Here is a 26,999-nt window from a genome sequence, read left to right on the forward strand (position 1 = left end):
CTGTGGATCCCACGTGTGCGGTAGGAGCGTTCGCGGATGCCAGGAATCTCGGGTTCGACGTGCAGCAACCGGTGGAGGTGGACGGACCGGTGCCGCCAGCGGCGGTGGCCTGGCTGGCCGGGGCGCACCACCGGCGGTTCGATGGCGGACTCGGTGAAGCGGCGCAGTTCCTGACCGATTTGGAGGCCGGTGCGGGGATGCTGGTGAACGCCCGCCCGGTCGGTGCGGCGATCGGGCATCTATTCCTGCTGCACAACGACGGCAAACAGATCTGGATCTACGACCGGCAGGCAGCGCAGCCGAGGGCGGTGTTCGACCCGGAGAATCCGCCGTTCGCGGCGCAGACCACACATGGTCTGGTACTGACTCGCCGGGATGGCGCCAGCACACTCGAGTCACGACAGCAGCAGCTCGAACACAACCCTCACGCCGACCCGGACATGACACGAGGACGAGCCCTCCGACCCGTCGATGCCGGCGCACTACCCCCCGGAGGGGACGAGCCACACCGGGCCTCGGCAACCGAAGCAACGCAACCGACCACGCCCACTGACTCAGCGGAGACCGGCGAAACCCGTTCGGCAGCTACGAGTTCGCAGCCGGATGGGCCCGCGAGCCCGCGCGGCAACAAGCCGGTCGAATCGAGCCAGGAAACGGCCGCCGATCGGATCAGGATGCTGCGGCAGCGAAATACCGAACTGATCCTCACATACGCGCAACTCGCGCGGGAAGGCATCACGTTTCGGGCCCATATCGTGAACCAAGCCCACGATCAGATCCGCGACGAGATATCTCGTCTGGGAAGCACCGGAACAATAAGCGATGACGTGCCCGTGGTCGCCGGTCCGGACACGCAACTGGCGATCGATTGGGTGTTCCCCCACCGCATGGGGCCACGGGCCATCGAAATGGCGCACAGCTATCTTGCTGGCCGCGGGGATAGGGCACCGGCTGAGGCCCGCGACCAGCTGAACGAACTGTGGCGGGTGATCACTCGCGCGGCTGCGGTGTCCTCCGGTACCGGCTATGCCCGCGATGTCGCCAAATTGGAGGCCGTCATAACGATTGCCGGCTGGACGGATCAGCTGGGCGCCGTGGGGCAACCGTCACCTGTTCGGCTCGATCCGGCCGATCCTCACGAGGTCGACCCCCTCGCCGCACTCGATCTATCCGCCCCACGCCGACAGCACCGACCACGTATGGGCGGCGGGCCCGGATTCGCCGGAATTCCGGACGGCGCAGTCGCACAGTTCCATGCGGGTGACGAACCGATACCACGGCCGCTCGTACACTCCAGCACCGAAGCGGACAGCACAACGAATCCGAATAATGTTCGACAGGAACAAAATTCGACCGAACGCCGACACATCGTCGACCACCACACGATGCTGCCCGAGGACATCGTGCGCTTTGTGCCCGAGCCTGCCGAAACCGCCGACCTGGGCGAGATCTCGAAACTCCACGCAGCGCGGATGCCGGACGGCAGGACCGTGTATTTCCGTACGCTCGGGGACCCCTCGGGTTACCCCATCATGGTGTCTCCCGGCACTCCGGTCGGGGTCGACGGTCCACTGCCGGACGCACAAGCGTTGGCCGACCGCGGATACTTTGTTGTCGTCGTGGAGCGACCAGGGTACGGCGACTCCGACCCCCTGCCCGGGCGCACGGTGGCCGACTGCGCCCGCGACATCGTTTACATCGCAACAGCGCCGTTCGGCTTCGAGCACTACTCGGTACTCGGACGCTCCGGCGGCGGCTCGGTGGCGATCGCCGTCTGTGCGCTCGACCCCGACCACGTGGACCGAGGCGTCGCGCTCGTCGGCACGTCACCGGTCCTCGGCGATCGTGGTCCCTGGATGAAGGGCATGGCCGAGCAAAACCAGGCGGCTTACCGGAGCCCGGATCTGCGGGCCATCAGGAACATGGCCAGGGAAACCGCGCAGGACGGAACCTGGCTGATCAGCCACAACTGGAATGCTTACACGATCGTGGACCTCATATGGGTGGAAGCATTTCTGAATCTGCTAGCCCGTGGCTATCAACGTGCGCTGCGCAACTATGAGGACGCATGGCCCGACGACATGGTGCAGTTGGTTCAGCCCTGGGGAATCGATTTCGACATCCGCGTACCAGTCGATCTCGTGCACGGTAGCGTCGACCAGTTCTCGCCGGTCCACCACAGCGAGACCAATGCCGCGCTAATCCCCACCTCGACGCTGTATCTCTTCCCCGGCGTATCCCACATGCTGGGCATGGACATGCTGCCCGTCATCACCCACTATTTCCGCGCCGAACGAGACGCGTACTTCGATGAGGATCTGCCACGAAAGGCCGAAATCGAGCGCATTGAATCCGAGCCACGGCCTTTACCAGCCTGGTTGAAACAATGGATGCTGGCCCGTCTGGATGCGGTTGTCCGCGACGACGATGTCTCGGCGCGACTGCTCGATCTCCTCTCCCTGGTCCAGCCCACAGCGGCAGGCCATGATGACGGCGAAACCTCCCCGCCACCACCAGCTCGCCCCGAACCGCGGCAAAAACCACGACGCGACCCCCTGATCGGCCAGGGCGGCGGAGTCCCCGACCCCGACGCCCCCTGGGACGGCGGAGAATTCAAGTTCGGCCGGGTACGGGACCAGATGGACGAACTCGGTGTGTGGCACAACGACGGCGGTGGCGCGGAGCGCGGAAATCGCGAACCCGACCGACCGGATACACCAGCCGCCCTGCCCGGTGGCGACGAAAGCGACTCGACCACAACGGAAACCGACGATGCGCGCACGCGGCAGGAGACGGCGCGGGCCGAAGACGCGGGCTCGGTCACGCTGACCGAAGGCGAGGCCCGGCCCGAGAGCGGCGAAGGCGCCTCCGGAGTCGCCGCGCCAGATGTCGAGTCCGACGATCTCGACCCCGCGACGAATCCCGTCCTCGCGGCAGCACTGGACCCGACCGGAGTTCCGGCCTTCGACTGTATGGAAGCGCGGCATTTCCTGCCCGTATTCGAATTTGCGATGAAGGAGCAGCTCGGCGCACTCGACGATCTCGTCACGAACCCGGGTCCACGGCCTGCGGACACTCTGCGCCGATTTGCCTTGTCGGGCCTGTTGCTCGGCGCGGTGCAGCAACTTTTTTCAGAGAAAGCGGCAGTGGACCGGGATTCCGAAACCGCACGCTTGGAGCCGGAGATCGCGGCGCTGAGCAAAATGCACGATCAAAAGATCATGGCGAATCCGTCATTGCTGAACATCTTCTCCGAAATGCAAGCGAACATCTTCGATTTGGAGTTGACCGCTCGGGAGCGATGGTTCGTATTGCACATGTTCGAGAGGTTCAGATACGCCGGAGCATATCTCGACGAGCAAGAAACTTCGATAATCCATGAAATCGATGCCAAGGTGGCCGGTCTGCAAGCCGACTACAAGGCGAATCAGATCAACGCGGCCGATGCCTTCGAGATCCATGTGGACGATGTCGGGAAACTGAACGGTCTGACTGCCGACAAAATAGAAAATGCCAGATCTCGCGCCGGCGAGAAGGGCGGTTACTCACTGTCCAAGCCCCCGTCGATCAGCGGCATCTACCACCCCGAACTGGCGTCACTAACAGATCGTGCGATGCGGCAACAGGTGTACGAGAAGGTCTCGTCGTTGTCTGTCGGTGGAGAATACGACAATTCGCCAAACGTGCTGAATCAGGCCAGGGCATTTGCCGAACGTGCCGAAAAGGTCGACTACAGAAACTATGCGGACTTCCTTATACCTACGGGCCTTTTCGGATCCACCGAGGAGATAAAAGATATCCTGCATGCTATCGCGCCGATCGTAAGGACTGCGGCCCGAGCCGAACTACAACAATTCGCCGAGGCCATCGGCGTAGCGGAGATACAACCGTGGGATTGGTCGTATGCAAAAGACACCCTGCTCCTTCAGCGGGTCGGGATAGACGAGAAGGCCATCCGTGAGTATCACGAGCTCGATCGTGTTCTGAACGACGGCCTGTTCTTCGCGGCGGAGAAACTGCTTCGACTTACCATTACCGAGCTCCAAGGAGATCACAAGCCTCCGGTATGGCACGACGACGTGCGAGTTTTCGCAGTCGTCCACGAGCAGGGACAGTGGCTCGGGCACATCTACTTCGACCCCTACTCGCGCGAGGGCAAGAACGGCGGGGCATGGACCGACCCGGTTCGGCTCAAGTTCACGCCGACAGGCCAGACACCGTTGGTGAGTGTTCACCTGAACATCGAGAAACCAGTTGCCGACGGGCCGGTACTGCTGAGCCAGGACGACGCGGATATGCTGTTCCACGAGTTCGGGCATGCATTCCATTTCCTGCTCAGTGAGGGCACTTTCGATCCAGCCAACCGTCACCTGGTGTTCGCCTGGATCGAATTCGTCGCCAAAGTTTTCCAGCGCTTCCGGAAACATCCGCAGGTGCTGGCGAACTTCGCCAAGCATCACGAGACCGGCGAGCCGATGCCGCCCGAAATGGTCGAAAAGCTGGACGAATGGACAACCGCTTACCGTGGCGTATCCACAGTTTTCCGAATGGCGGGCGCCATAATCGACCTTGCATGGAGTTCATTGTCGTCCGAGCAGATACCCAGCGGTAAATTTTTTACAGATGATACAGTGCTGGTGAAAGACTTCGAAGAAGCCGCTCTGGCCGAGTTCGGTCTGAATTTCCCGCAAATCGGGAACAGCTACCCATCTCAGTGGTTCCGCCACATATTCGCGCATATGGGCGGTTTCGGAACCTACTATGCGCAATACTGGTCGTATCTGGTGAGCGACATGCTCGCCCTGATGGTTTTCGCGCAACACATTGATCCGATACTCGAAGAAGAGGGCGGACTTACCCCGAAGGCCGGAAATTTCATCATCGACAATGTCTTCGCTCCATTGGAAACAAACCTGGTCCAGGCATTGCGCCGACTGATCGGACTGAATCCCAATACCGAGTCCTTCCTCGCGGATCAAGGCCTCCTGTGGGCACATGCGCTGCTGAAGCTGCACCCGGAAGCAACCCCCGAATGGCTGACCATTCCCGACATGTGCCCGCCCGGGATCGACCTCGAGTCGTGGTGGAACCGCCGGCTGACCCAGGCCGAACGCGCAGCGCTGATCCGGGCGTACCCAGCCGAAGTGCTCGCGATGGATATGACGCACTCGCCGGAGACCGTGGACGCCGCCGACCAGCGGCGGATGAAACTGCGCGCATACGCGCGGGATGCCCAGACCCGCGCGCAAAGCGCGGGGCCGATCGCCGACGATGCGCAGACCACCGAGCCTTCTAATCCACAACCGCACTCGGCACAACCTGGTCAGCCGTCGAACCAGGGCGCTGAAAATCCCTCGGCCGCAGCGGGTACCGCCGATCCCACACCCGATGCAGAACCTGCCGGCGACGGCGAAAGCGATTCGACCACAACGGAAACCGACGATTCGCGCGCGCGGCCGGAGACGGTGCGGGCCGAAGACGCGGGCTCGGTCACGCTGACCGAAGGCGAGGCCATCACCCTTCGATTGGTCGCGCAGGGCGAGTCGCACGAGCGGATCGGGATCGTACTCGGCATGGCGCCGAGCCAGGTCGATCGGCTCCTTGCGCAACTGGCCGACAAGGTCGGGACCGCCGACACGGTTCGAGTGCTGCCATCCGATAGCGAGCCCGCCTCGACCGATGCGCCGACGAATCTCATCGAACTGTCGTCCAACCAGGTAGAGATGCTTCGTGTCGTGGCCGGAGTCCTCTCCGCCACGACCGACGACGATACGACGACAGTCTCCCCGGACACGGTGCGGGACTTCCGAACCAAGATGGACGAACACAGCGCCGCGAACGCACAGACCGCCGGCGCCACCCAGACCGAGCCGACCGACCGCGAGCGAAACGTACTTCGGCTGGCCGCAGAAAGCTTGTCGTTCAAGGCAATCGCACGGATCGTCGGCGTATCGGACAACACCGTACGCAACGACCTCGAATGCCTTGTGGGCAAGCTCGGCGCCCCGGACCGAGCGACGCTGCTGGACGCGGCGCAACGTGTGTGGATCGCCGACCACCCGTCCGCCGAACCTGTGCCCGACCCGCCCGCCGACGTCAAGCTGGTGCGACGGGAGATGCAGGTCTTGCGCCTACTGACTGAGGGGCTTTCGAACAGGGCCATTGCCGTGGAGCTGGACGTGAAAGAGCGCGGGGTGCAGGTCCTCCGATCTCGGCTCCGGTCCAAGCTCGGTATCAAGGACACCGACGCGATGGTCGAGTGGGCCGTGCGCAACGGTGTCGTCCCCGCCCCTGCGAACCGGCCCACCCCGCCCCCCGAAGAGGCGGCTGCCGAGCAGGCGCGCATCACATTGCAGGCACGCGTCGCGGCGGTGCTCGCCGACGGCGCCACACCGCCCCCGCTCAGCGGCGCACCGGATAACCCGGTAGCGAATCAGCCGACCGATTCCGAATCAACCGATCCCTTCGCGGTGGAACCGGCTTCGCAAGCCGACCGCGACCTTGCGGCGCAAGCATTGCGCAAAGCGGCACCGAACGCGACGGCCGCGTGGATGACACGACCCGACGACGCCAGCCGTCGCAGTGTAGGGCTCGGGATCAAGCGCTGGTGGCACCAACGTTTGAGCGATGACGAGCGGGCGGCGTTGATCAAGGTGTATCCGCGTGAAGTGAGCGCGCGGGATTACTTTGCGACGAACGTAGCAAACGAGGCTTGTGAACGGTCCTTGAAACTGCTTGTGCAGGAACTGCGTTCGGCGCCGGTCGCGGAACGCGACGATGCGCGGAAGCGGCAGCTGGAGTACGCCATTCGCCTGTGGGACGGCCTGACCCGGGCCAGAGCATACGACCTGGACATGCCGTTTACCGTGCAACTACTGCAATTCGACCCGACGACGCTGGTGAGTCGAGTCGGGTTGAGATTGATCGTGCCAGATGCAGAGGACGGCGGATTCTGGCACATCCGGGTCGGTCCGGACGACACATTGTGGCCCAACCAGCTTTTCGAACAAGGTCCGGGCGAGGATGACATGGCGGTCCACCCAGGACGCCGTGTCGGAGTCCCGCCGTTCGAGGTGACTGTGGGCCCACCCGGTGTGGCAGGCGCACAGCTGACCGCCGCCGAAGTGGAGCATGCTGCGGCGGCCGCGGCCGATGAGGTGGCCAAGTGGTTGGGTCTGAGGGTCTGGCGCAGCGACGAACAGATTGAAACCGTCCGCGCCGGCGTCACAGAATTGGCAGCGCGAGCGCGGGCACACAGCACCGGCGAGGTTCGTGTCGTTGTTCGAATCCCCGGGCGCCAGCACAGACCCGGCGAGCGCGAGCTGATTGTCGAAGTGATCGACAACAACCCCGAATCGTCTGCGGTGCAGGAGTTTACGGCCACGCAGAAGGCGGATAACGCTGGTGTCGTACAGCTCGACGACCGCAAGTCGACGTGGCTCGAATTCAGCGAATCGATGATTCATGCACTCCTGCCTCCGAATGTAGTCGGGGAGGAGCTCTTGGGGCAGCGGCGCGTCGAGAACTTGGGTGGCGAAGACCCGGGTTTCATGTGCGGCCGAATGGCGTTGCACCGCCTCGGGTTCTCCACCTTCGGCGCGCCGGGATTCAATGCGAGTTCCCGTCCCGAATACCCGCTGCCCACACCATGGCCCGACGAGGTTGTCGGCGCCATCACCATGCCTGCCCCGTTCTGCCCGCCCAGCTTCGCCGCGGCGGTGGTCGCCCATGCTCGGGACTTCCGTGCGATCGGCATCGGCGTCGGCGAGCACCAACCGTTTTCCCACGCCGGGCAACCGGGCGCCTTCCTCAACGACGAGGAATGGGCTTGGCTACAGAACGTCGGCGGCCAGGACCTGATACGCGACGGGGTCCATTTGGAACGATTGTTCCGCGTTATCAAGGACGCGGCCAGTGAGGTCGCGGAGGCGTTAGTCCCGGACGGAGTACCCGACCACGACATCCACGTCACGATCGATCTGACCACCGGAATATTCCGAGCCCACCTGTCAGACGATGGCCTGACCTTCTTCGGTCCATCGGTCGCGCTCATCGAAGGGAAATGGCGGATACGCGACGGCATCGTGCTCGCGGTGGCGACGGTACCGCAGGCTGGTGGAAACCAGGGCGACGAGCACACCCCAACCGCAGCCGAAGAACACCAGTCCACTCCCACCGACCCACCCGACACCTCACCCGAACGGAATGCACGGCCCGACCCCCTCATCGGAGATGGAGGGATCGTTGCCACCTGGGACGGACGCGAAGGCGACTGGGCTGGAGAGAAGAAGCGCCAGCCGCGGTGGAAGCAGATGCAAGAGCAAATGCAGCTCCATATCGATGGCGGTGGCGCGGCACGAGGAAACCCGACGGGCCTGATCCAGCATGTTCTGCCTCCCGACGTACATGTCGCCGAAATGGTAGGGAATGAACACAGTTCCGTGCTGAGCGTGCGGCTCTGCGCCTTGCGAGTACTGGGCGATCTCGGTCTGGGCGATGCGCCGATCCCAATGGGCGCCGACGGTGAGCCGGAGTGGCCGGAAGGACTGATCGGGATAACCGTCCGAGCGCCGAACTACACGGCCGTAGCTCTCGCCGACGCCGACAAGTTCCTGGCGATCAACATCGACACCAAGAATCATGTCGCCGTCCGGACCAACACGCTGATCAATATGACCCAACCCGAGGAGCGCGCCCACTTGCGGGGACTCGCCCAGGCGCACACCGGAATGCACTGGGATCAAGTGCTGGGCTCGGCGAAGCACAACACCCTGGTCCTTTACTCGCGACTGACCGGACACCACCTCAGGCACAACCAGGTGGAGGTGACGATCCACCCCGGTGCCGACGCCGCGACCGGTACGTTCGAGGTGCGGCTCCCCGATGACACGGCACTGTCCGATCCGTCACCACCGGTGTTCTCGGGCCGCTTCCACGTCCACGACAACCTCGTACTCACCGCGATCACGGTGCCGAACGAGAATGGCGCGAGTGAGCACGACAACCTCGTTGTCACTCCAAACACGGTGCGGGAGAACGTCGCCGAAGAAGACCGTGGTGTGTCCGCCGAGGAAGCGGTCCGATCCGGCCGGTCCGAGCGCCGGAGCACCGCCGAACTCGTCGCGGCCGTGCGCGGCGGCGATGCGGATGCTTACGGCGAGTTGTACAAGCGGCATGTCGCCACTGCACGAAGGGCAGCCGAACGTCTGGCCCAATCTTCCGACGTCGTGGACGACGTCGTATCCGAGGCATTTACGAAAGTGTTCGCGACGCTGCTCAACGGCCGCGGACCCCGGTGGGACTTCCGTCAGTACCTGCTCACCACGATCTACCACTCGGTGAACACCGGGCAATTCCGGCCCGAAACCCATCTGGTACTCAGCGGCGATATGACCGACTACGACGTGGCCGAGCCATACACCGATACCGCGGTAGCAGGCCTCGAAAAGTCCATGGCGGCACGGGCATTGAACTCCTTGCCGGAAACCATGCAAACCGTGTTGTGGCACACCGAGGTTCACGATCTGACCACAACCGAGACAGCCGAACTGCTGGAGTCCAACGCGAATGCCATTGCGGCGGCTTCCTTCCGGGCGCGAGAGCACCTGCGCCGGATGTACCTACAGATGCATCTGAAGCAGACCACCACCGAGGCCTGCCGCGCCACGGTGGAAAACCTTGGTGCGTGGGCGCGCAACGGTCTGCGTAAGCGGGCCGACAGCAAGATCGCGACCCATCTGAGCGAGTGCGAGAGCTGCCGAGAGCTGGCCGCATACGTGTCAGAGGAGAACCGCAGCCTCGGCGGTCCGCCACGCAGCGCCGCCGTCGCGGATTACGAGACACCCCCGGTCGGTAACGCCGCGCGCGCAAACCCGCTGGGCGGACGGCCGGTCAACGAGCCACCCACGGCGGCTGCACTCGGAGACACCGTAACGCCCGGCGAAGACACACCGACGGACTCGCCCGGCACTGCCTTCGGCCGGATACTGCCGGAGGCCAGCACAGCGGAAGTGATCGGCCGCGGGTCGGCCACGGTGTCCGAGAACCGAGCCTCGACACCGCTTCCCGAGGAAACAGCGACGCGCGTGCGTGGAATCGCCAACGAGCGGGTCGCCGCCCAACAAGCCCTCGCCGAACGGGGTCACCCGGACGCACTGGTACTTGCCGGCCCGGACGGCACACTGGAATGGCCGACCGGCATGATCGGCACAACCACCAGCATCGACGACGAATACGCCGCCGCCGCGGTCGTCGAAGCGGACAAGGTGACCTCGATCGGAATCGATGCGGAGCCGAACGCCGCCCTGCCGAGCCGCCTGCTGGACAACGTGGCACAGCCTGCTGAGCAGACCTGGCTGCGCGAGATCGGCACCCGCGACCGGGTGCACTGGGACCGAATGCTGTGGTCCGCCAAGAAGAGTGCGAATGCGGCAGCCCTCCCGCTGACCGGACACCGACTCGGTTTCGCCACCATGCACACAACCGTGAATCCGGCCGCCGGAACGTTCCACGTCCACCTGCAGGCTCCCGTCACCACCGAATCCGGTCTGACCCTGACCGAGCTGTCCGGCCGTTTCGCGATCGCGGACGGTCGAATCCACACCGCCACAGTCATCCCCAAATTCGAACCCACCGCTGCCGTGGTCACACCAGCAGAAACATCAGCGGATCCAGCCGTGCAGACCGAGCGTCACACGGAAGCCGAATCGGCGAGTGTCATGCCCGACCCGACCGCCGCGACAACTGAACCCGCCATACCGCAGACACATGCAACGGCAACGCCCGCACCCCAGCAACGACCCGAGCCAGACGCCGCGTCAGCTGTGTCCGACGGCCCGCCAACCGCCGTCACGAGCGAGACCACACAGCACAATCCCTGGGCAATAGCGCGGCCCAGCCAACCGGCACCTTCGGATTCTGCCCAGCTACGAGCGGAGCTGCTCGGTCACGGCTACGACTACATCGCCGATCTGCCGAAGCCCGCGGCCGACGAGCCGCGAGGCCAGGCCTGGATCGGTAGCCCGGAACAGCGCGCCTGGGAGCTGTCCTGGCTGGCGGAGCGGAGTGCTCGGTTGAGCGCGCTTGCCGCGATCACCGCGGCCTCACTGGAGGCGGCAGTGCAACTCGGCCTGCCGAATTCGGCGCCGGGCGCGCTGCTGATCGTGCAGTATCGGCAAGAGCTGCCGGGTGTGCTGATCCCGGTGTGGAAGTTTCAGACCCAGACCGAGGATGGATCGTCCAACGTCATCGCCCGGACTGCCCGCGCCGTATCCCTCGACGAACTTCCGCAATATCCCTACCTCCCATTGGTGGCGCCCAGGCCGCTGCTCCCCGCGGAACACGACTGGATGGCTCCGGTATTGACGCCCACCGAGCATGCGCACTGGAACCAGATCCGGCGGGGCGGAGTGTTCGGACTGCACTTCCCGGGCTGCCGACTGCTCGTGCGCCAATCACCGACATACCTGCGCACACGAGGTACTGCCGATGTCCTTTATGAAGACCATCTCGCCTCTCCGACGGTCGACAAGAAGTACCTCAACACGGTTGTCGAGCCCTACCTGCTGGGCGAGGCACGCGAGATAGCGGCAAGTTTCGACGGCGCGACATCAGCCGAGGATCGGATCGGTCAGTGGTTCGCGACGACCGTGGCGAAAATGCTTGCGGCACCCCCCGATTCCGCACCTGAGCTACTCCGACGGGCCCTCCGAGTGCGAAGCACCGACACATTGTCGAGCGAGGAGCGAGCGGTCGAACAATTCGTATCGACGGTACGAGACCTGCTGGCCGGAGAGCACGATTTCGGCCGGTACCTGCACCGCCGGGGGCTCTCCGAGGCGCAGGCGTTCATCCACGATGTCAGAGATGCCGTCCAGAGGCGCGCCCCGCAGAACGCCACCATCGCTGTGCCGTTCATCGATAATCTGATCGGATCGTCGACAACGCACACATCCCCAGCGCCTGAGGCGGATTCCACAACGGGGACGCGGACCGCGACCGAGCCGGACAAGTCCGCGAAGCCGCGCGGTGGCGGCGGCACCAGCTCGCCGGGGCCAGTAGTCCCCTTCCACGAATTCGACGTACGCGAAGCACTCGACCTGCCCGCCCGACGCGCACCACGCCGACCACGCATGGGCGGACCCGGATTCGCCGGAATCCCCGACGGCGGAATCGCTTTCCACCACGACCCGGAAAACGACCGGGAATGGGGTCCCGCCGAACAGTCGTCGACACCACCGGACGCGGACCCGCCGGCACAGAATCCTCCCGACGATCAGATCGCAGCGACTCCAGAACTCGCACCGCCCCTGCGCCGCGCGCTCGACACCGCCGAGAACGATGCGGCGCAGGTGGCGGCGGAAGGACTGCGGCTGGCTCGCAACCTCGGGATGCGGACGGAGGGGGCGCACGGGAAGGAGATCGAGGGCGTCGAGCAGGTGATCGAGGATCTGCGGGCGAGGCAGCGTCGGCGGTTCGATGCGGCTTTGCGTGGGCTCGTCGTCGACGGGTTCGCGACGCTGGTGCTGCGCGATGAGAGGTTGGTCCCCAAGGCGGCCGAGCATTTCGAGTCACTGAAACCGCATATCATGGCCGCCCGGAACTACGTGCGCACGGTGCGCACGGCGTTGGCGGTGCTCGCGGCACGAGATGTGCTGACGGCTGTCGGCGCGGAACCGGTCCTGGATGACGACGGTCACCGGATCGAAGGGTTCGGGATAGTGCCCGGTGAAGGCTTGGTCGTCGCGTCGCCTCTGCTCGGCCAGCAGAGGCTGGCGGACGAGCTGATACCGGGAGTACGGGAACGGTTCGCGCGGCAAGGAATACCGATCAGGTACCTGCAGGTCTTGATAGACGAGAACGCCGAGCTGACCGTACAAACCGTATCCGGCAACCACATCGGTCCGGAGCTGGCGACGCAGTACTACGTCGACCGCAAGGCCATCGAATGGCTGACAGACCTCGCCGATGAGCGATCGTTCGCCGAGAAGTTGGCCGAAGCGGAAGCCTCGGGTGAGGTGGCGCGCACACGTCTGGAGACCAGGCACCATTACACCTCGTCGGCATCGGTCTGGTTGATCCTCTACCGGAATGGCTACCGGGCGGTCAGGAAAACGGTCCGGGAGATCGACCACGCCGATGCCGAGGAGTTGGCTGCACGGACACTTCGGGATGTCGGAACACGGGCCCCGGCAGTGCTGCGCCGCGGCGACCTCACGCTGATGGTCGAATTCGTGCCGGGAATTCCCGCGGATAGGCTGTTCTACCACGGAAAAGACGGGTGGCGCGAATATTACCCCACACCTGCCGCAATGCGACAGGGCTTGGGCGACATGCTGATTCGCCCGTGGGATCGACATGAGGGCGGCAATTGGCTGCTCGCGCACGGGTTCTACATTGTGCCGATCGATAACAGCAACGCCTACCAGCGGAAGTGGCCGTCGCCGAAAGGGTTCAGCGATCATTTCATGGCAGTCGAACGCGGCCTGAACGTACTGCGCATGCATCACATCCCGAGCGCGGAACTGGAGGCCATACGAGACCGAATCCGCACCTCGGAATCCGACTACCTCCGTCTCGACCGTTGGGAGTGGTACCGGGATATGGTCCGGATCTTGGAGCAGATCATGGCAAAGGCGGAGGACGCCATGCCGCGGACTCCCGAACCCATCGAAGTGCTGCCCATGCTCGAACAACATCGCGACGAGCTCGCGGATCTGCTCGGCATGGAGTATCCGCACGACATGCGAACGCCACGTGAATGGCGCAGCGCGGTCGTTAACCTGCGACAGAGGTACACCGACAATCCCGACTCGGAAATGCTCGGCTATGTCGAAACCTTGGACGGGCTGGTCAAACTGCACCTGCACGCGCAGCTGAACGAGGTGAGCGCCGACGAACTCGACGACACCTGGGTCGGGTTGGCCGACGTGTACCTGGATGGTCTTTCGGTGCGACTTGGGGATTTGGCGGAAGGCGCACGTTACCCCGATCCCAATGGCGAGACCGACGCGCAATGGCAGACCCGCTTCGACCGCGAAATAGCAAGTGCCACATCGAAATCACAGGGATCTCCGGCCGATCCACGCTTCCACGAATTCGACGTCCGCGAGGCACTCGATCTACCCGCCAGACGCGGACCACGCCGACGCATGGGAGGGCCTGGATTCGCCGGAATTCCGGACGGCGGAATCGCTTTCCACCACAACCCCGATGACGGCCAGGAGTGGGGCCCCGCAGCCTCGGCGGCAGCAGGCGAGGATATTTCGTCGTCCGGGTCGGCATCCGATCCAATCGGCGACCAGCCGGGTGACGGATCCACGCCTCGGGTCGGTTCTGAGGAACAGACGGAATCCGAACTCGGCGAGATCGTCGAACCTGTCGGTGCCGCGCCCCGCGAATCCCGAGGGTCTCGTGTCGATACAGAGTTGCTGTGGGTACTCGACGATCGGTTGTTGCGCGCGAAGCTGGAGGCGGGCTTCCCCGCGATTGCGACCTTGGCAGACGCGCTGGGTGCGGCGATTCGGTCCGGTCGGCTGGCCGCGGGTCAGCGGCTGCCGTCGGCGGCGAGGTTCGCCGAGCACTTCGGGTTGTCGCAGGCGACGGTTGGGCTGGTCTATAAGCAGCTGAAGAACGAGCAGCTATTGGTCGGCCGCCATGGCTATGGGACCGTGGTGGCGTTTACCGGCGGGCGGCCGGGCAGCCGCGAGTCCGGGGCTGATTCGACTTTCACCGTGCGTGGGGTGCTCGACTCAGCGCGTGTGCGGGAGACGCTCGAGGATTGGTCGCGCAGTGCCGAGCCGGAGGTCGGTACGTGGAATGTCGCGCTCCTCGTGGAAGGCTTGCGTGCGGCGATCCGCTCTGAAGAACTGCTGGTGAACTGGAAGATGCCCGCGACCGCGGACCTCGCGCATGCTCTCGGGGTGTCGAAATCGACTGTGGCAAAGGCATATCAACGATTGCGCGACGAGGGGTTGATAGCGATCCGCCACGGTGCGGGCGCCGTCGTGGCGAATGGTGATGAACCGCAAGGGGTCGGCCGAGCGCGAACCGGCCCGACGCAGCTGTTGTCGCGCGCAGGCACCGGTGTCACAGAAATCATGACGGACCCCGACAGCTGGACGGATAGCATTGCGCCAGAGAGCTATTCGAACTTGATCTTGCGCGACCTTGCCGACTTGACGGACGTGCAACGGCTACTCGAGGACTGGTCGTTCGGTGAGTTGACAGCGGCCGGCCTCCCGGATTTCCTGGCACTGGCGGATGCCTTGCGCGACGGGATCATTGACGGCAAGTTGCGCCCCGGTCAGCTGCTGCCGTCAGACCTCGACCTCGCTGAGGATCTCGGGTTGTCCGTGAAATCGGTGACGACGGCGTACGGACTGTTACGGGACGAGCGGTATGTGCTGATCCGCCCTGACATCGGAACTGTGGTGGCGGATTCCGGCAGATGGTCGGATGATCGCGAGCCTGGCGACAATCTGGATCTAGGTGCACGCACGGTGATCGGTGTGGCAGATCTGGTGGGGATACTCCCGGACTCGTACTCGAACACAATGTCGGAAACAATTACTCAGCGCGTCGCGATCCTCATCGAAAGCTTGCGGGCGGCGATCCTCGACGGCAGGGTCCCGGTGGGCGGACTGCTGCCTCCAGACCACGATGTTGCGGCAGCGCTCGGGCTGCAGTCGCCCAGCGTCGAGTACGTCTATCGCTTGTTGCGGGACGAGGGGCGTTTGGCGAGCGAGGGGCGTGCGGGGACCCCGGGCGGCGTAAAAACTTGGGTGGCAATCGGTCCCGATTTCGTTGAGGGCGGGCAAGTCTCGTCAGCGGGACTGCGGCGGCTACTCAGGGACCGGTCGCTCGACACAGCAGGTCCCGCCCCGAGTGGCCCGGATCTATTTCGCGCGTTGCGGAAGGCGATCCGCTCGCGCATGCTGCGCGTGGGCTGGCGGCTCCCCTCGACTCGAGACCTTGCCACGGAACTCGGATCGTCCGCGCCGACCGTGTCACGCGTATTCGGACGGTTGCGCGACGAGGGGTATCTGACAATCGACAACGGAGCAACGACGGTGATGAGTCGCCTCGGAGCGGGGGAACGTCCGCTACTCGGAGACTGGGCGGCAATGAAGACCGTCATCGCGGCGGGGTGGGATTCGGAGACGAGTATCGGCGAACGGCTGTACACCGCGTTGCTGGTCGGCGGGGGGTTTGCGGATTCCGATCGCCTGCGAACGGTGGTGGCGCGAGCGGATAGGAAAGCGATGGCGGGGGCCCTCGTAGAGCGCAGTCGGTCTGGGCGAATCAGTATTGCGCAGCTGTTCGTGCAGGGCAAAACAGTCGATCAGACGGCGCAGTCGCTTGGTTTGAGCGACGCGATGCTGCACGACGTGTTGCGCAACTCACTCATCGGGTTGGTCGAGTCACTGAGCCGTTCCGCGAACGTCACGGCAGCCGACACCACCGATTCCGAATCTGATGCCGACGCCCGCGCGGCCGACAATCCTGAGCCGCCGGCGCACCCGCCGCACGAGCCGGCTGACGGCGCGTACCCGGAAGCTCTCGCGGACACGGTGTTTCGCGAGGTCTTGCGCCTGGTGGGTGCGGACCAGGTCGCCCACAGGATTGCCGCTGAGGCGCTGGCGCAGGCCGGCGATCGCGATCAGGCAGCGCTGGTCACCCTTGCCCGAAAGCTGGCGGTGGACCACGTGCGGCACGCACGGTTCCGGCAGGCGATGCTGTGGGAATTCATGGGCCCCAGCAGGGACGCGTCGCACCCATTGGTCCGAGCACTGGCGGGGGCGGATAGACAAAAGTGGGACCGCGGTTTCGACGCTCTCGAGCCCCATGAGCGCGAATACCTTCTGCTGTGGTTCTGGGAAGGGCTTCCTGATGTGGTAGCCGCGGACACCCTGCACCTCGCCGGGAAGCCCGGGAAGCTGGCGGCCGACACAATCAGCAAGTTGGCAAGGTTTCTCGCCGCCGACAGGTCGTCCACAAGTGCAGACACCGACCGACCGGAGGGGCAAGACGCAAGCGCGAACCCTGTGCCAGGCATCCTGCCGATCGAGGAGTATCGGTTTCTCGGTGGGACAGCAGGCGTGGACATGCCTGACGACGTCGCCCTGGCCATTATCGAGAGAGCATTGCCATCACTCGCCTCGGCGATGGGGGGAAACTACAATCTGAACATTCGAGTCGGCCAATTCATGGTGCGCTTCGCCAAGTCCGGGGGCGATGGCCTCGACACCCGAGTCGAGAAAGAGTGGCGGGTGCTCGAACTGCTCGCGCGATATGGTGTCGGCGGCGGGCCACGGGTGTACGTACCACGGGTGTTCAAGAGGCTCCGCGGCGTCGAAATGCACGATGGCAGCCGCATTGATGAGGTCCAGATCCAAGGATTCGTGGACAATGCCGAGCGATTTGCCGATATGGCAAATCCACCGGTCGAGCAGTTGGTTGCCGCCATCCAGGAGCTACACAGGCAAATGCGTCCCATCCCAGTTGGATCGGGCGACCCGGTAGAAACCGGAGAACCTCGGGATGATCCCGGAGAATTCATACGCCAACTGGTGGACGAGCAGATGAAAATCCTCGAAGCCGCGCTCCCCGAGTTCGGCGCCATACTTGCCGAGTTGGAAGTGCCTCGGAATCCGTTCGGACCCGTCATCAAAATGTCGTGGTACCACGATTTAGTACGGAACCGTTTACTCCATACCGACCTGCATTTCGGGAACATTCTCTTCTCCCATTTCGAGAAAGTTTTCCTCACCGTAGCGGACGGCCGAATAACCGTCTTGGACTGGGAGTTGGCCAGACCAGGCCCCACAAGCTATGACTGGGCCCGCCTCTACCACCTGGAAGGTGTTGGGCCTTCCGGCGGCACCATCTACGTCATCCTTCTGCAGATCCAGCGGATCATTCACGACGTCATCCGACTAACGCGCGCGGCGGCCTTCGGACTCCTCACACCAGAACAGATTCACTTCGCCCGTACCAAGTTGCGGCAGGCTTTCATGACGGCCCGGCCAGAGTGGGGATACTCGCAAGGCCTGCCCCGCAGGCCGATCGGTGCTGCGATCGGCGTGTTCGACCCGCCTCCGGCACAGTGGACCGCCCCGACTGTTCAGCCGGCGACAACAGAAGGACGCGCCCAACCGGCGACTGCCGGGTTGGAGACCGTCGGCGCTCCGTTTGCCGCCACACGACACGCGGCTCCAGCGCCGACCACCATACCGACACCCCGAGTCGTCCCCACGACGCCGCCGACAGTCGAGATCGCGATACCCGATCTCAGCGCCACATTGACAGAACTTGAATCCTGGGCCCAACACCTTTCCGATGATCAGGCCCGACAGTTGATGACTGATCTGCGTACAAGAATCACCGCCCACCTCGCGGCATTCGACGATGGCGAGCCGCAGTCCACAACCGAGGAGTTGGCCGGCGCGGCACGTGCGCTGAATGTGCTGGTCGTCGAATTGACTCGTCGGCTCGACAAGAATGCTCCCGGCCCGGTTTCCGACTACACCTCGCTTTTCGAGGTAGCGCGGTACCTCGTGGATCAATTGCCGACGGCACAAGAGATCGCCGCCAGTGCGAACGCGGTGCGGGACAGTGTCGGGGCCATGATCCCCCACCCCACGGATCCCCGCTATGCGACCGAACTGCACAAAATGCCATCGCTGCTCGGACGGAACGCTCAGTTCGTCGAGCGGGCGGTAGCGGCTGTCCCCTGGGACGAAGAATCCGCCTTGCCCGGAGATTCCGATCCTGTGGAAACCCATCGGGGACCGGTCACTGCCGCCCGCAAACTAATGGCGTCGGATTGGCTGTGGAAGGAGATCCGCTTCTGGTCAGAAGTTATCGACAGTTACTTACTGATGCGATCGATGAATGGGTTTGCCCCCGAACTTATCCACGCTCTGCGGTCTCTGCCCCACCATGCAGCGGCATTCGCCCGCGCGCGGCCCGGGTCGGCCCGAGATTTCGCCACCGCGGCCGAGCCATACCTGTCAGGCCGACTCGAGGCCGCAACGTACTACCTTATCTACACCAGCAATTACGCGGCCGGGCTCGACCTCATTCGCCAAGCCGATGAAGCGCTCGCCGAGGTCGCCACCCTCCTGACATCCCACCAGGCACCGCAGGATGCCTCGAACGCAATACACCAGTTGCACATCGAACTTGCGGAACTGTACGAAGACCTACCGGTCTACATGCGTACGGAGGAGATGTATGAGATCACGCTCGATCAACTCCTGACAAACGCACAAACCCAGGAGGCGATCGAGCAGACGCTGACGCTACTGCGCAGGATGGGGAATCCACCGAACGGCGAGCCCGCGGATTCCGGAAGAGTCGATTGAACACATAGAAATCGCTGGACAGGCTGTCGCGCGCCTCGCGCGGCAGCTACTCCCTCGAACACCAAGACCGATATCGAGGCGAAGAAAGGCCGCTATGCAGGCGCCGGGATTCCGTCGTACTGGGAAGTGACATTGGATCGTGAATCCAGCGCCATCGCAACGGTACGCGCCTACGGCCTCGACATCGGGCACGTCCAACTACCGGATGGTGTCCCTCCGCTGCGCCCGGCCAACTATATTCTCCCCGACGAATGGACCCACGAGAACCCGGACGGCATCGCCATCGACTCCCCGTTCCCCATCGCCATCCCCTGAACCGAACTCGAACATTGACCGCAGCGACGACCTTTCGGTCCGAGCTCACGACAGTGGGAAAGCCGCGGCGTCCACCGAGGTTCAACGACAAGCGGCCGCACTCCGAAGCTGTTTCAGAATGCGGCCGTTCACGGTCACACCACCTCGAGCCGAATGTCCGGGTCGAGAGCGCGGAGATCGCCGGGATCGGAGGTGATAACGGCGCGGGCGCGGGTCAACCGAGCGCACACGATTACGTGCGCGTCCACCACATCGGCGGTGCCGGAACCGGCGAGGAGCGCACCGACGGCTTGGGCATGGCGTCGGTCGAGGTCGATGATCTCCACACCAGCCGCACCGAGCAGCCGCCCGATCGGATGCTGACGGGGACTGTTACGCCACACCTGTGCGAGCACAGTAGCCGGCACGTGCACTTGCAGCCTGTTATCCATAGCGCGCTTGATCAGCGCGGTTGCGTGTGCGTTTCCCTTCTCGATGCCGATCAGCGCCCCCGCATCGAGAATGATCATGCGGCACCGCCGATTTCGGCGTCGTCGAGTCCGAGCACCCGGTCCGCCCAGGCGAGATCTTCGTCTGTCACGCCGGCCTCGCGCGCGAGTTCGTCGGCGATCTCCCGCGCGGTGGCCCAGTCGGGTTCGCGGCGGGCAATATCGGAAAACCAAGCGGATACGGAGGGGGCTTCACCGTGCGAGACGGCGGCCTCGGCCTTGGCAGCCACATCATCGGGAATGCTGATGGTAATCCGTTTCATACTCCAATCATACCATCGGGTATGAGGATGTTCATACTATTCTCGACAGCGCCGGATTACCGAACCGGCGACCGGCGAGGTCTGCGGTCAGCGGGCCGCGGCGTGGGGTGCCGGATAGGTCGTAGAACGTCGCGCTCGCCGATCCGGTGAACTCGTCACCGTGCACGATCAGCTCGAAACGCACGATTCCCTTCTGCACCAACTCGGGATCCACACGGTCGACAGTGAATTCGAGGAAGGCGCCTAACACCGTTGCGCCGTCAGCCTTCCAGGTGCCCATGCCGTTGCTGTCGCTGGTGGTTCGGTTGCCGTGGTCCGGATTCGATTGCAGCATGGTGCCATCCGCGTGGAAGGTCATGACGTGGTAGCCGAACGGCGCGCCGTCGGCGATCACTTCCCAGACTCCGACGATACTCATGCGCACAGTCCGGCCAGCAGTTCGATGCCGGGCTCGATCCGATGTTCGGGCACGGTGGCGAAGCTCAGCCGGAGCGCATTGCGTGGCGCATCGGTAGCAGCGAAGAACGCGGATCCGGGCAGGAATGCGACTCCCCTGTGCAACGCTGGAACAACCAGCGCGTCGGCGTCGAAATCGGTTGGGCCCTCGACCCATACGAACATTCCGCCATCCGGTTCCGTCCAGGTGAATCCGGCCGGAAAGTACTTTTCCAACGCGGCAGCCACCGTATTCAGTTTGGCCGCATAGGTTTCCACGAGCAGACTCAGATGCGCGGATCCCACTGACGTGCCGAGGAATTCGGCGGCGATCGCCTGATTGAAGGCGGAGGTCTGCATATCGATGCCCTGTTTGAGGGCGAGTACCGGTTCGAGCAGGTCGTCGGGCAGCACCGCGATGCCGATACGCAACGCGGGAGCAAGGGTTTTCGACAGCGAGGTTATGTAGGCGGTGCGGTCCGGCGCGAAAGACCACAGCGTCGGCAGCGGCTCACCCCGATACCGCAGGTCGATGTACACATCGTCCTCCACGACCAGTACATCGTGCCTGGTGATCACCTCGGCCACCTGCGCGCGCCGGGCCGCGGACATGGTCCGCCCGGTCGGGTTCTGGAAGGTCGGCAGCAGATAGACGAACGCCGGATCATGGTGTGCCAGTGCATTGTCCAGCGCTTCCGGCAAGATGCCATCCGCATCGGAGGCGACCTCGACCACCAGCGCACCGTGGCTGCGGAACACCTTCACCGCGGGGCCGTAGGTCGGTGTCTCCACCAACACCACCCCGCCGGGATACAGCAGCGCCATGCAGATGTTGTGCAGTGCACCGGATCCGCCCGTGGCGATATGCACCCGCTCGGGCGAACATCCGATGCTACGGCCGGACAACAGTATTCGCGCCTGCTCCAGCAACGGCGGGAAACCCTGCGTTAGTCCGTACTGCAATGCGGTATTCCCGTACTTCGCGATCGCGGCCGCGGCCAGTGACGCCACCAGATCCCCCGGCAGCAGCGCCGGATCCGGCGCGCCGACCGCGAAGGAGATCACGTCCGGTCGGCGCGCCAATGTCGCGAATGCGTCGTCGATCGGCCCGCTGCGCATGGCCGTTTCCCGGCCGAGCGCGACACCAGTGCTCATACCCGAGCCAACTCCCGCCGCAGTCGCGCGGCGACTTCCAGTGCCGCGGCATCGAACTCCGGCGTCAGCACCAGGTCATCGCTGAACAGCGGGTCGGTGCGAATATCCACCGCCACCAAACCCTCGGTGTCACTGAGATTCACCGCCACGTGCACCACGCCCTCAGGGATGTACAGAAATTCGCCCGGCCCGTGCACATAGGGTTCCAACTCCGGACCGATCAGTGTCACCGCACGTCCGGTCACGCAGAACACGATGGTCTCACTACGCGCGTGATAGTGCGCCCGCGCCACCTTCCCCGGCGCCATATTCACCATGGCCGCCGAAATGCCTTCGGCACCACAGGTATCCCTCGTTATGCAGGGCAGCAGATGCTGCTCCTGCGGTCCAACGACCTCCGCGACATCGGCTGCGGCAACCACTCGCACGGACTTGGCAATATTTCCCATTCGGCAATCCCAGACATCATTGTTTCGGACAGGGCAAATACTCGATTTCACGACTTCGCACGCAGTTGGTCGAGCTCCGCGCGGAGTTCGGCGATCTGGTTGTGCAGAGCCTGAATACAAACCAGCGCGACACCGCTGGCATCGACGTTGTAGATCCGCTTATCGCTGTCCCCGAAGCCGAAGGCAGCCCGAAAGTCTTGTGCCATCGGACCCAGGTGTCGAACATCCGGCGATTCCCATTCGTACCGCCAGGTGCTGATCGGCAACCGCACGACCTCCGCGAGAATTTCGTAGCCGTTCACGGCTCGCTCATATCCCGGTTCATCTGCCGGCCCGGGCTGGATCTGCGGGGCCGACGCCCGACGGCGCCGACCCCGAAGTAGACCGAACACGTTCAGCGATCCCACACCACCGCGACGCGATCACGCTTGATCGCCCGATCGCTCTCGATGGTCGCGCTCGCGACGCCTGCTGCGGCCGAGGCCAAACCTGTGCTGGCGGCAGCAATAATTGCGATTCGTGTGAGCACGGCCACGCGTGTGGTCATCGAGCTGATCTTCTTCATGAATTACTTCCTTTCTCCCGAGGTCCCAGCCGACGGCTGCGGATCCACGTATCTATGCGACTATTCGGGAACTCTCCGGAACGCGAACCGGAGCAGCACCAGGTGCTCGTTGTCGAATTGGCCGGCGGAGACGTCGAGGTACCGCTCGTAGGTGTGGACGGAGGCCTCGCCGACGACTTCGGTCGCTTTATCGCGATTCGCCCGAAGTCGTTCGAGCCATTCCCGGCAGGTCTTGGCGTAGTCTTCCCGCCCGTTGACTACCGAGCGCACCTCGAACAATTTTTCTGCCGCGTGCGCCACCTCCGCGAACCTGGGCATATCGGATTCCGGGAAGATCTCGGCCCAGAGGAAGGCGTTATCGGCGATGACGGCGTGGTCGATCGGCCGGTTGCCCTTCGCGATCGTCTGCACGACCAGCCGTCCACCCGGCTTCAGAATTTTGTAGCAGTGCTCGAAGAACTGCCGATAGGCCGCGACCTTCTCCTGTCGAGAAGACCCGAATCGAACGAAGTGCTCCATCGCGCCGACGCAGAAGATGGCGTCGTACGGCTGGTCCGGCTGATGGTCGACCCAGCTCTCGAGTCGAACATCGATGCGGTCATCCGACAAACCCTTGATGTGGTCGTATTGCTGACTGCTCAAGGTGATTCCGGTAGCGTGCGAGACTCCGTACCGGTCGAGGGCCGCGCGCATGAGACTGCCCCAACCGCAACCGATATCGAGAATGCGCTGCGATTCGCGCGCCGCGCCCGATTCCAGCAGGTAATCGATCTTGCGCACCTGGGCCTGCTCGAGGGTGTCGCCGTCCTCCCATAGCGCGCACGAATAGTTCAGACCTGCATCCAGCCACAGTTCATAGAACGAATTTCCGAAATCGTAGTGGTGCTGAATGGCATCCTGGGATGCTCCCCGGTACTCGGTCGTTTCCGTCATGATTCCTCCGCATAGTCGATCAATGAGCGCATCGGCTCGAGATTGGTTTCGGTTGTCATCCGGCCCGTTGGTGCGGCATCTCGGTTCCCGCGAGCGCGTCGTGCTCCTCGAACGCGTCCGCGCCCAGCTGCCGATCGTCAGATGAGCGACCGCCGGAGCGGGCGGCTTGGATAAGCACCGCGACCAACGTGACGAGCACGACGGCCAGGGCGGCGATGAGCCCGGCCCGGTAGCCGTCGATGAACGCAAGGTGGATGTCGCGCATCAGCAGCGCCCCGGCAGACCCACCGACGCGGTCGGCCACCGCCACACCCTGCCCTACCGAATCGCGTGCCGCATCGGCCAGCGCGGCTGGAAGAGACTGCGGCAGTGTCAGATTCGCGCGATAGCAGATATCCGTCAGAGTTCCGATGATGGCGACCCCGATCGATCCGCCCACCTGCATCACCGTGGTGTTCGCGGCACCGCCGACACCGGCCCGGCGCGGCGGCAATGCGCCCATCACCGTGTCCTGTCCAACGCTCAGCACCATCCCGTAGCCGAGCCCGCCGATCACCAACACCACGAGCGTGGGCGCCACCGACGACTCGATGCTGGTGGTGAGTCCGTACACCAGCCCGGCCAGCATGATCGTGAGTCCCGCACTGAGGACACCGCCTGATCCGAGCGACCGCCGCAGCATCGGCCCCAGCCGCGCCCCGACCGCGATCGCCGGTGCCCCGGGCAGAAAGGTCAGCCCCGCGGCGAGCGGCGAATAACCCCGCACCGACTGCAGATATTGGGTTACCAGAAACAGCACCCCGAACATCGCGAGGAAGACCGCACCGAGGCTGAACATGGCGATCGGCACATTCGAGCCACCGAGCAACTGCCGGTCCAGCATCGGCTGCCTGCTTCGAACCTGCACGACGGCGAACACCGCCAGGATCACCACCGCACCGATGAGCGCCACCAGTGTGCTCGGCGCGGTCCAGCCCTGCTCGGGCGCCTCGATGAGACCGAAAACCAGTGCACCGCAACCCAATGCAGCAGTCACCGTGCCGAGCCAGTCGATGGCGCGAACCTGATCGGCCCGAGTGACCGGCACCAGCGCCAGCACCGCGATCAACCCGAGCAGCACCGCGCCGGTGAACACCACGAAGATCGAACCCCACCAGAAGTGGCCCAGCAGCAGTCCACCGAGCGGCGGACCCACCACAACGCCCGCCCCGTTCAGAGCCGCCCAGAGGGTGAAGGTCGTCGCGCGAGAGGCAGCGGTGTCACAGATGGTCGCGATGGTCGACAAGGTGGCCGGAACCATCACCGCCGCACCGACTCCCATGACCAGGCGAGCCACGATCAGTGTCGCACTGTCCGCGGCCACTGCCGCGACGACGCCGCCGAGCAGGAACAGCAGATACCCGCCCACCAGAACGCGCTTGCGCCCCAACCGATCCGCGAGCGTGCCGCCGGTCAGCAGCAGCACCGCGAAGGCCAGGGTGTAGGCATCGACGATCCACTGCAACACGCTGGTCGAGGCGCCGAGTTCGCGCGACAGTGTCGGCAACGCGACATTGAGGATCGTATTGTCCATCCCGACCAGGAAACTCGTGCCGCACAGTGCGGCGATCACGAGACCGCGCGGCCGGGGCGTGGCCTCGGCGACGTTGTCGTGCACGCTCACGTCTCCTCCTCGTCCACGCTCGGCTCCGCCACCACCGAGCAATGCCCAGCGGCATCGACTGCCCGCTCGCAGCACTTCCTCATATCTCCACCTCGCCGCCACTCGGCTCCACCGTGACGGCGGCCGTGTTGACTGGCTCGCTCACTCAGGCCGCATTCGCATGGTCAGATTCCGCGGCGGCGCGAATTGCGAAGTCGCGGACCAATTCCTGCATGATCACCAGGCGATGCGCTTCCTCGGTCCCGCCGGCAATGCTGACGCAGACCGCGTCGAGCCACATCTGATAGAGCCCCGCGTCCTCCTGGACGCCGTAGCTGCCGCATATCTGGATGGTGTCGGTGACCGCATCCATGCAGGCCCGCATCGAGGTCATCTTCACTTGCGAGGCCTCGAGGGTGTAGCGCTGCCCGGCCGCCATTTTGGCTACCGCGTCGGCGGTGAGCATGCGGACACTGTCCAGGCGCAACTTGATATCGCACAGGCGGCGCTGGATGTGCTGATGGTAGGCGATGACCTTGCCGCCTGCCTCGCGCGTCGCGGCAAAGCGCATGGCGTGCTGCAACATTCGATCCATCGCACCGGTCCCGACGAAGCCGGCCATGATGCGCTCCCGGCGCAGCGCTGCATTGAGCAGTTCCTTGCCCCGGCCCCGGCCGAGGACGTTCCGATGCGGGATGTGCACACCCTCGAACGCATAGCGACCGACCGGCGCCGATCGGGTGCCCGCGGGCTCCAATGGCGTCACCGACACCCCTGGCGACGCGGTCTCCACCAAGACGCCGACAAGTTCGCCATTCTCGGCGTCCTTGGCCCACACCAGTGCCACATCCGCGACCGGCGCGCTGGTGATATGCCATTTGACGCCGTCGAGCCGGTAATCCTCACCATCGCGGGTGATGGTGGTGCGCGGGCGCAGGGCGTCGGTGCCGCCGTGTTCCTCGCTCAGCGCGAAGGCCAGGATCTCCCCACCGGTCGACAATCGACGCAACCACTGTTCACGCACCTCGGGTGCGGCCGCCTCCGCGATCACTCCCATGCCGAGCAGACCGTGGGTGATCGGCACGATGGTAAAACCTGGATCACCGCTGCCTGCCGCGATACCTTCCAGCGCCGCACCGAAATTCGCGACCGTGCCGGCCTGATCACCGGCATCGATCAGGTCGAGAATGCCCTCGGCCACGATCGCATCCCACAGCACCTTGTTGAATGTGCGGTTGGTCCAGGCGTGGCGCGACGCCTGTTCGACCTTCGCACTGGCCCGTTCGAAGCGAGCCCGGATATCCGCCGCGCTTTCCGGTCGCCGCGCAGAAGCGAGAACAGCCGCGACTCCCGGCACTAACGATGCCGATCTGGTATCAGTGTCCAT

General features: G+C 64.2%; 12 protein-coding genes (1 of these 12 cut by a window edge). 2 read left to right on the forward strand and 10 right to left on the reverse strand.

Going from position 1 to position 26,999, the window contains the following annotated elements:
• Positions 1-19,367 carry the end of an alpha/beta fold hydrolase gene (locus OIE68_RS19495; protein ID WP_327100787.1) on the forward strand. Its footprint begins 22,594 nt before the window's first position, so only the last 19,367 of its 41,961 coding nucleotides appear in the window; its start codon lies off the left edge, out of view; the stop codon is at positions 19,365-19,367.
• A gap of 132 nt (positions 19,368-19,499) precedes the next feature.
• On the forward strand, positions 19,500-19,682 hold the full coding sequence (locus OIE68_RS19500) for a hypothetical protein (protein WP_327100788.1): 183 nt from the start codon (positions 19,500-19,502) through the stop codon (positions 19,680-19,682).
• A 134-nt stretch (positions 19,683-19,816) separates the two neighbouring features.
• On the opposite strand, the gene OIE68_RS19505 is transcribed toward OIE68_RS19500, so the two are convergent.
• From OIE68_RS19505 to OIE68_RS19550, 10 genes are all read right to left on the reverse strand, one after another.
• Positions 19,817-20,191, reverse strand: a complete 375-nt coding sequence (locus OIE68_RS19505) for a PIN domain-containing protein (protein ID WP_327100789.1) — start codon at positions 20,189-20,191, stop codon at positions 19,817-19,819.
• On the reverse strand, positions 20,188-20,433 hold the full coding sequence (locus OIE68_RS19510; protein ID WP_327100790.1) for a hypothetical protein: 246 nt from the start codon (positions 20,431-20,433) through the stop codon (positions 20,188-20,190). Before OIE68_RS19510 ends, OIE68_RS19505 begins: the two co-directional genes overlap by 4 nt.
• 31 nt (positions 20,434-20,464) lie before the next feature.
• On the reverse strand, positions 20,465-20,851 hold the full coding sequence (locus tag OIE68_RS19515) for a hypothetical protein (protein ID WP_327100791.1): 387 nt from the start codon (positions 20,849-20,851) through the stop codon (positions 20,465-20,467).
• Positions 20,848-22,023 (reverse strand): PLP-dependent aminotransferase family protein, encoded by a 1,176-nt coding sequence (locus OIE68_RS19520; protein WP_327100792.1) that lies wholly within the window; start codon positions 22,021-22,023, stop codon positions 20,848-20,850. Before OIE68_RS19520 ends, OIE68_RS19515 begins: the two co-directional genes overlap by 4 nt.
• Positions 22,020-22,472 (reverse strand): cupin domain-containing protein, encoded by a 453-nt coding sequence (locus OIE68_RS19525; RefSeq protein WP_327100793.1) that lies wholly within the window; start codon positions 22,470-22,472, stop codon positions 22,020-22,022. The genes OIE68_RS19520 and OIE68_RS19525 overlap by 4 nt, the downstream gene beginning before the upstream one ends.
• 47 nt (positions 22,473-22,519) lie before the next feature.
• Positions 22,520-22,774, reverse strand: a complete 255-nt coding sequence (locus tag OIE68_RS19530) for a tail fiber domain-containing protein (protein ID WP_327100794.1) — start codon at positions 22,772-22,774, stop codon at positions 22,520-22,522.
• 92 nt (positions 22,775-22,866) lie between these two features.
• Positions 22,867-23,037 carry a hypothetical protein gene (locus OIE68_RS19535; RefSeq protein ID WP_327100795.1) on the reverse strand — a complete coding sequence of 57 codons (171 nt, stop codon included), beginning with the start codon at positions 23,035-23,037 and terminating at the stop codon, positions 22,867-22,869.
• A gap of 60 nt (positions 23,038-23,097) precedes the next feature.
• On the reverse strand, positions 23,098-23,970 hold the full coding sequence (locus OIE68_RS19540) for a cyclopropane-fatty-acyl-phospholipid synthase family protein (RefSeq protein WP_327100796.1): 873 nt from the start codon (positions 23,968-23,970) through the stop codon (positions 23,098-23,100).
• A 55-nt stretch (positions 23,971-24,025) separates the two neighbouring features.
• The gene (locus OIE68_RS19545; protein WP_327100797.1) at positions 24,026-25,633 is read right to left on the reverse strand and encodes an MFS transporter; all 1,608 of its coding nucleotides are present in this window, start codon (positions 25,631-25,633) and stop codon (positions 24,026-24,028) included.
• Between the two features lie 145 nt (positions 25,634-25,778).
• A complete protein-coding gene (locus tag OIE68_RS19550) occupies positions 25,779-26,999 on the reverse strand; it encodes an acyl-CoA dehydrogenase (protein WP_327100798.1) in 1,221 nt (406 codons plus the stop codon).

Source organism: Nocardia vinacea (assembly GCF_035920345.1).
Taxonomy (GTDB): Bacteria; Actinomycetota; Actinomycetes; order Mycobacteriales; family Mycobacteriaceae; genus Nocardia; species Nocardia vinacea_A.

Excerpts from the sequence above, each read along its gene's own strand:
- OIE68_RS19505 (WP_327100789.1), bottom strand. The coding sequence starts at position 20,191 with ATGATCATTCTCGATGCGGGGGCGCTGATCGGCATCGAGAAGGGAAAC.
- OIE68_RS19535 (WP_327100795.1), bottom strand. The coding sequence starts at position 23,037 with ATGAAGAAGATCAGCTCGATGACCACACGCGTGGCCGTGCTCACACGA.
- OIE68_RS19510 (WP_327100790.1), bottom strand. The coding sequence starts at position 20,433 with ATGAAACGGATTACCATCAGCATTCCCGATGATGTGGCTGCCAAGGCC.
- OIE68_RS19515 (WP_327100791.1), bottom strand. The coding sequence starts at position 20,851 with ATGAGTATCGTCGGAGTCTGGGAAGTGATCGCCGACGGCGCGCCGTTC.
- OIE68_RS19525 (WP_327100793.1), bottom strand. The coding sequence starts at position 22,472 with ATGGGAAATATTGCCAAGTCCGTGCGAGTGGTTGCCGCAGCCGATGTC.
- OIE68_RS19540 (WP_327100796.1), bottom strand. The coding sequence starts at position 23,970 with ATGACGGAAACGACCGAGTACCGGGGAGCATCCCAGGATGCCATTCAG.
- OIE68_RS19550 (WP_327100798.1), bottom strand. The coding sequence starts at position 26,999 with ATGGACACTGATACCAGATCGGCATCGTTAGTGCCGGGAGTCGCGGCT.
- OIE68_RS19520 (WP_327100792.1), bottom strand. The coding sequence starts at position 22,023 with ATGAGCACTGGTGTCGCGCTCGGCCGGGAAACGGCCATGCGCAGCGGG.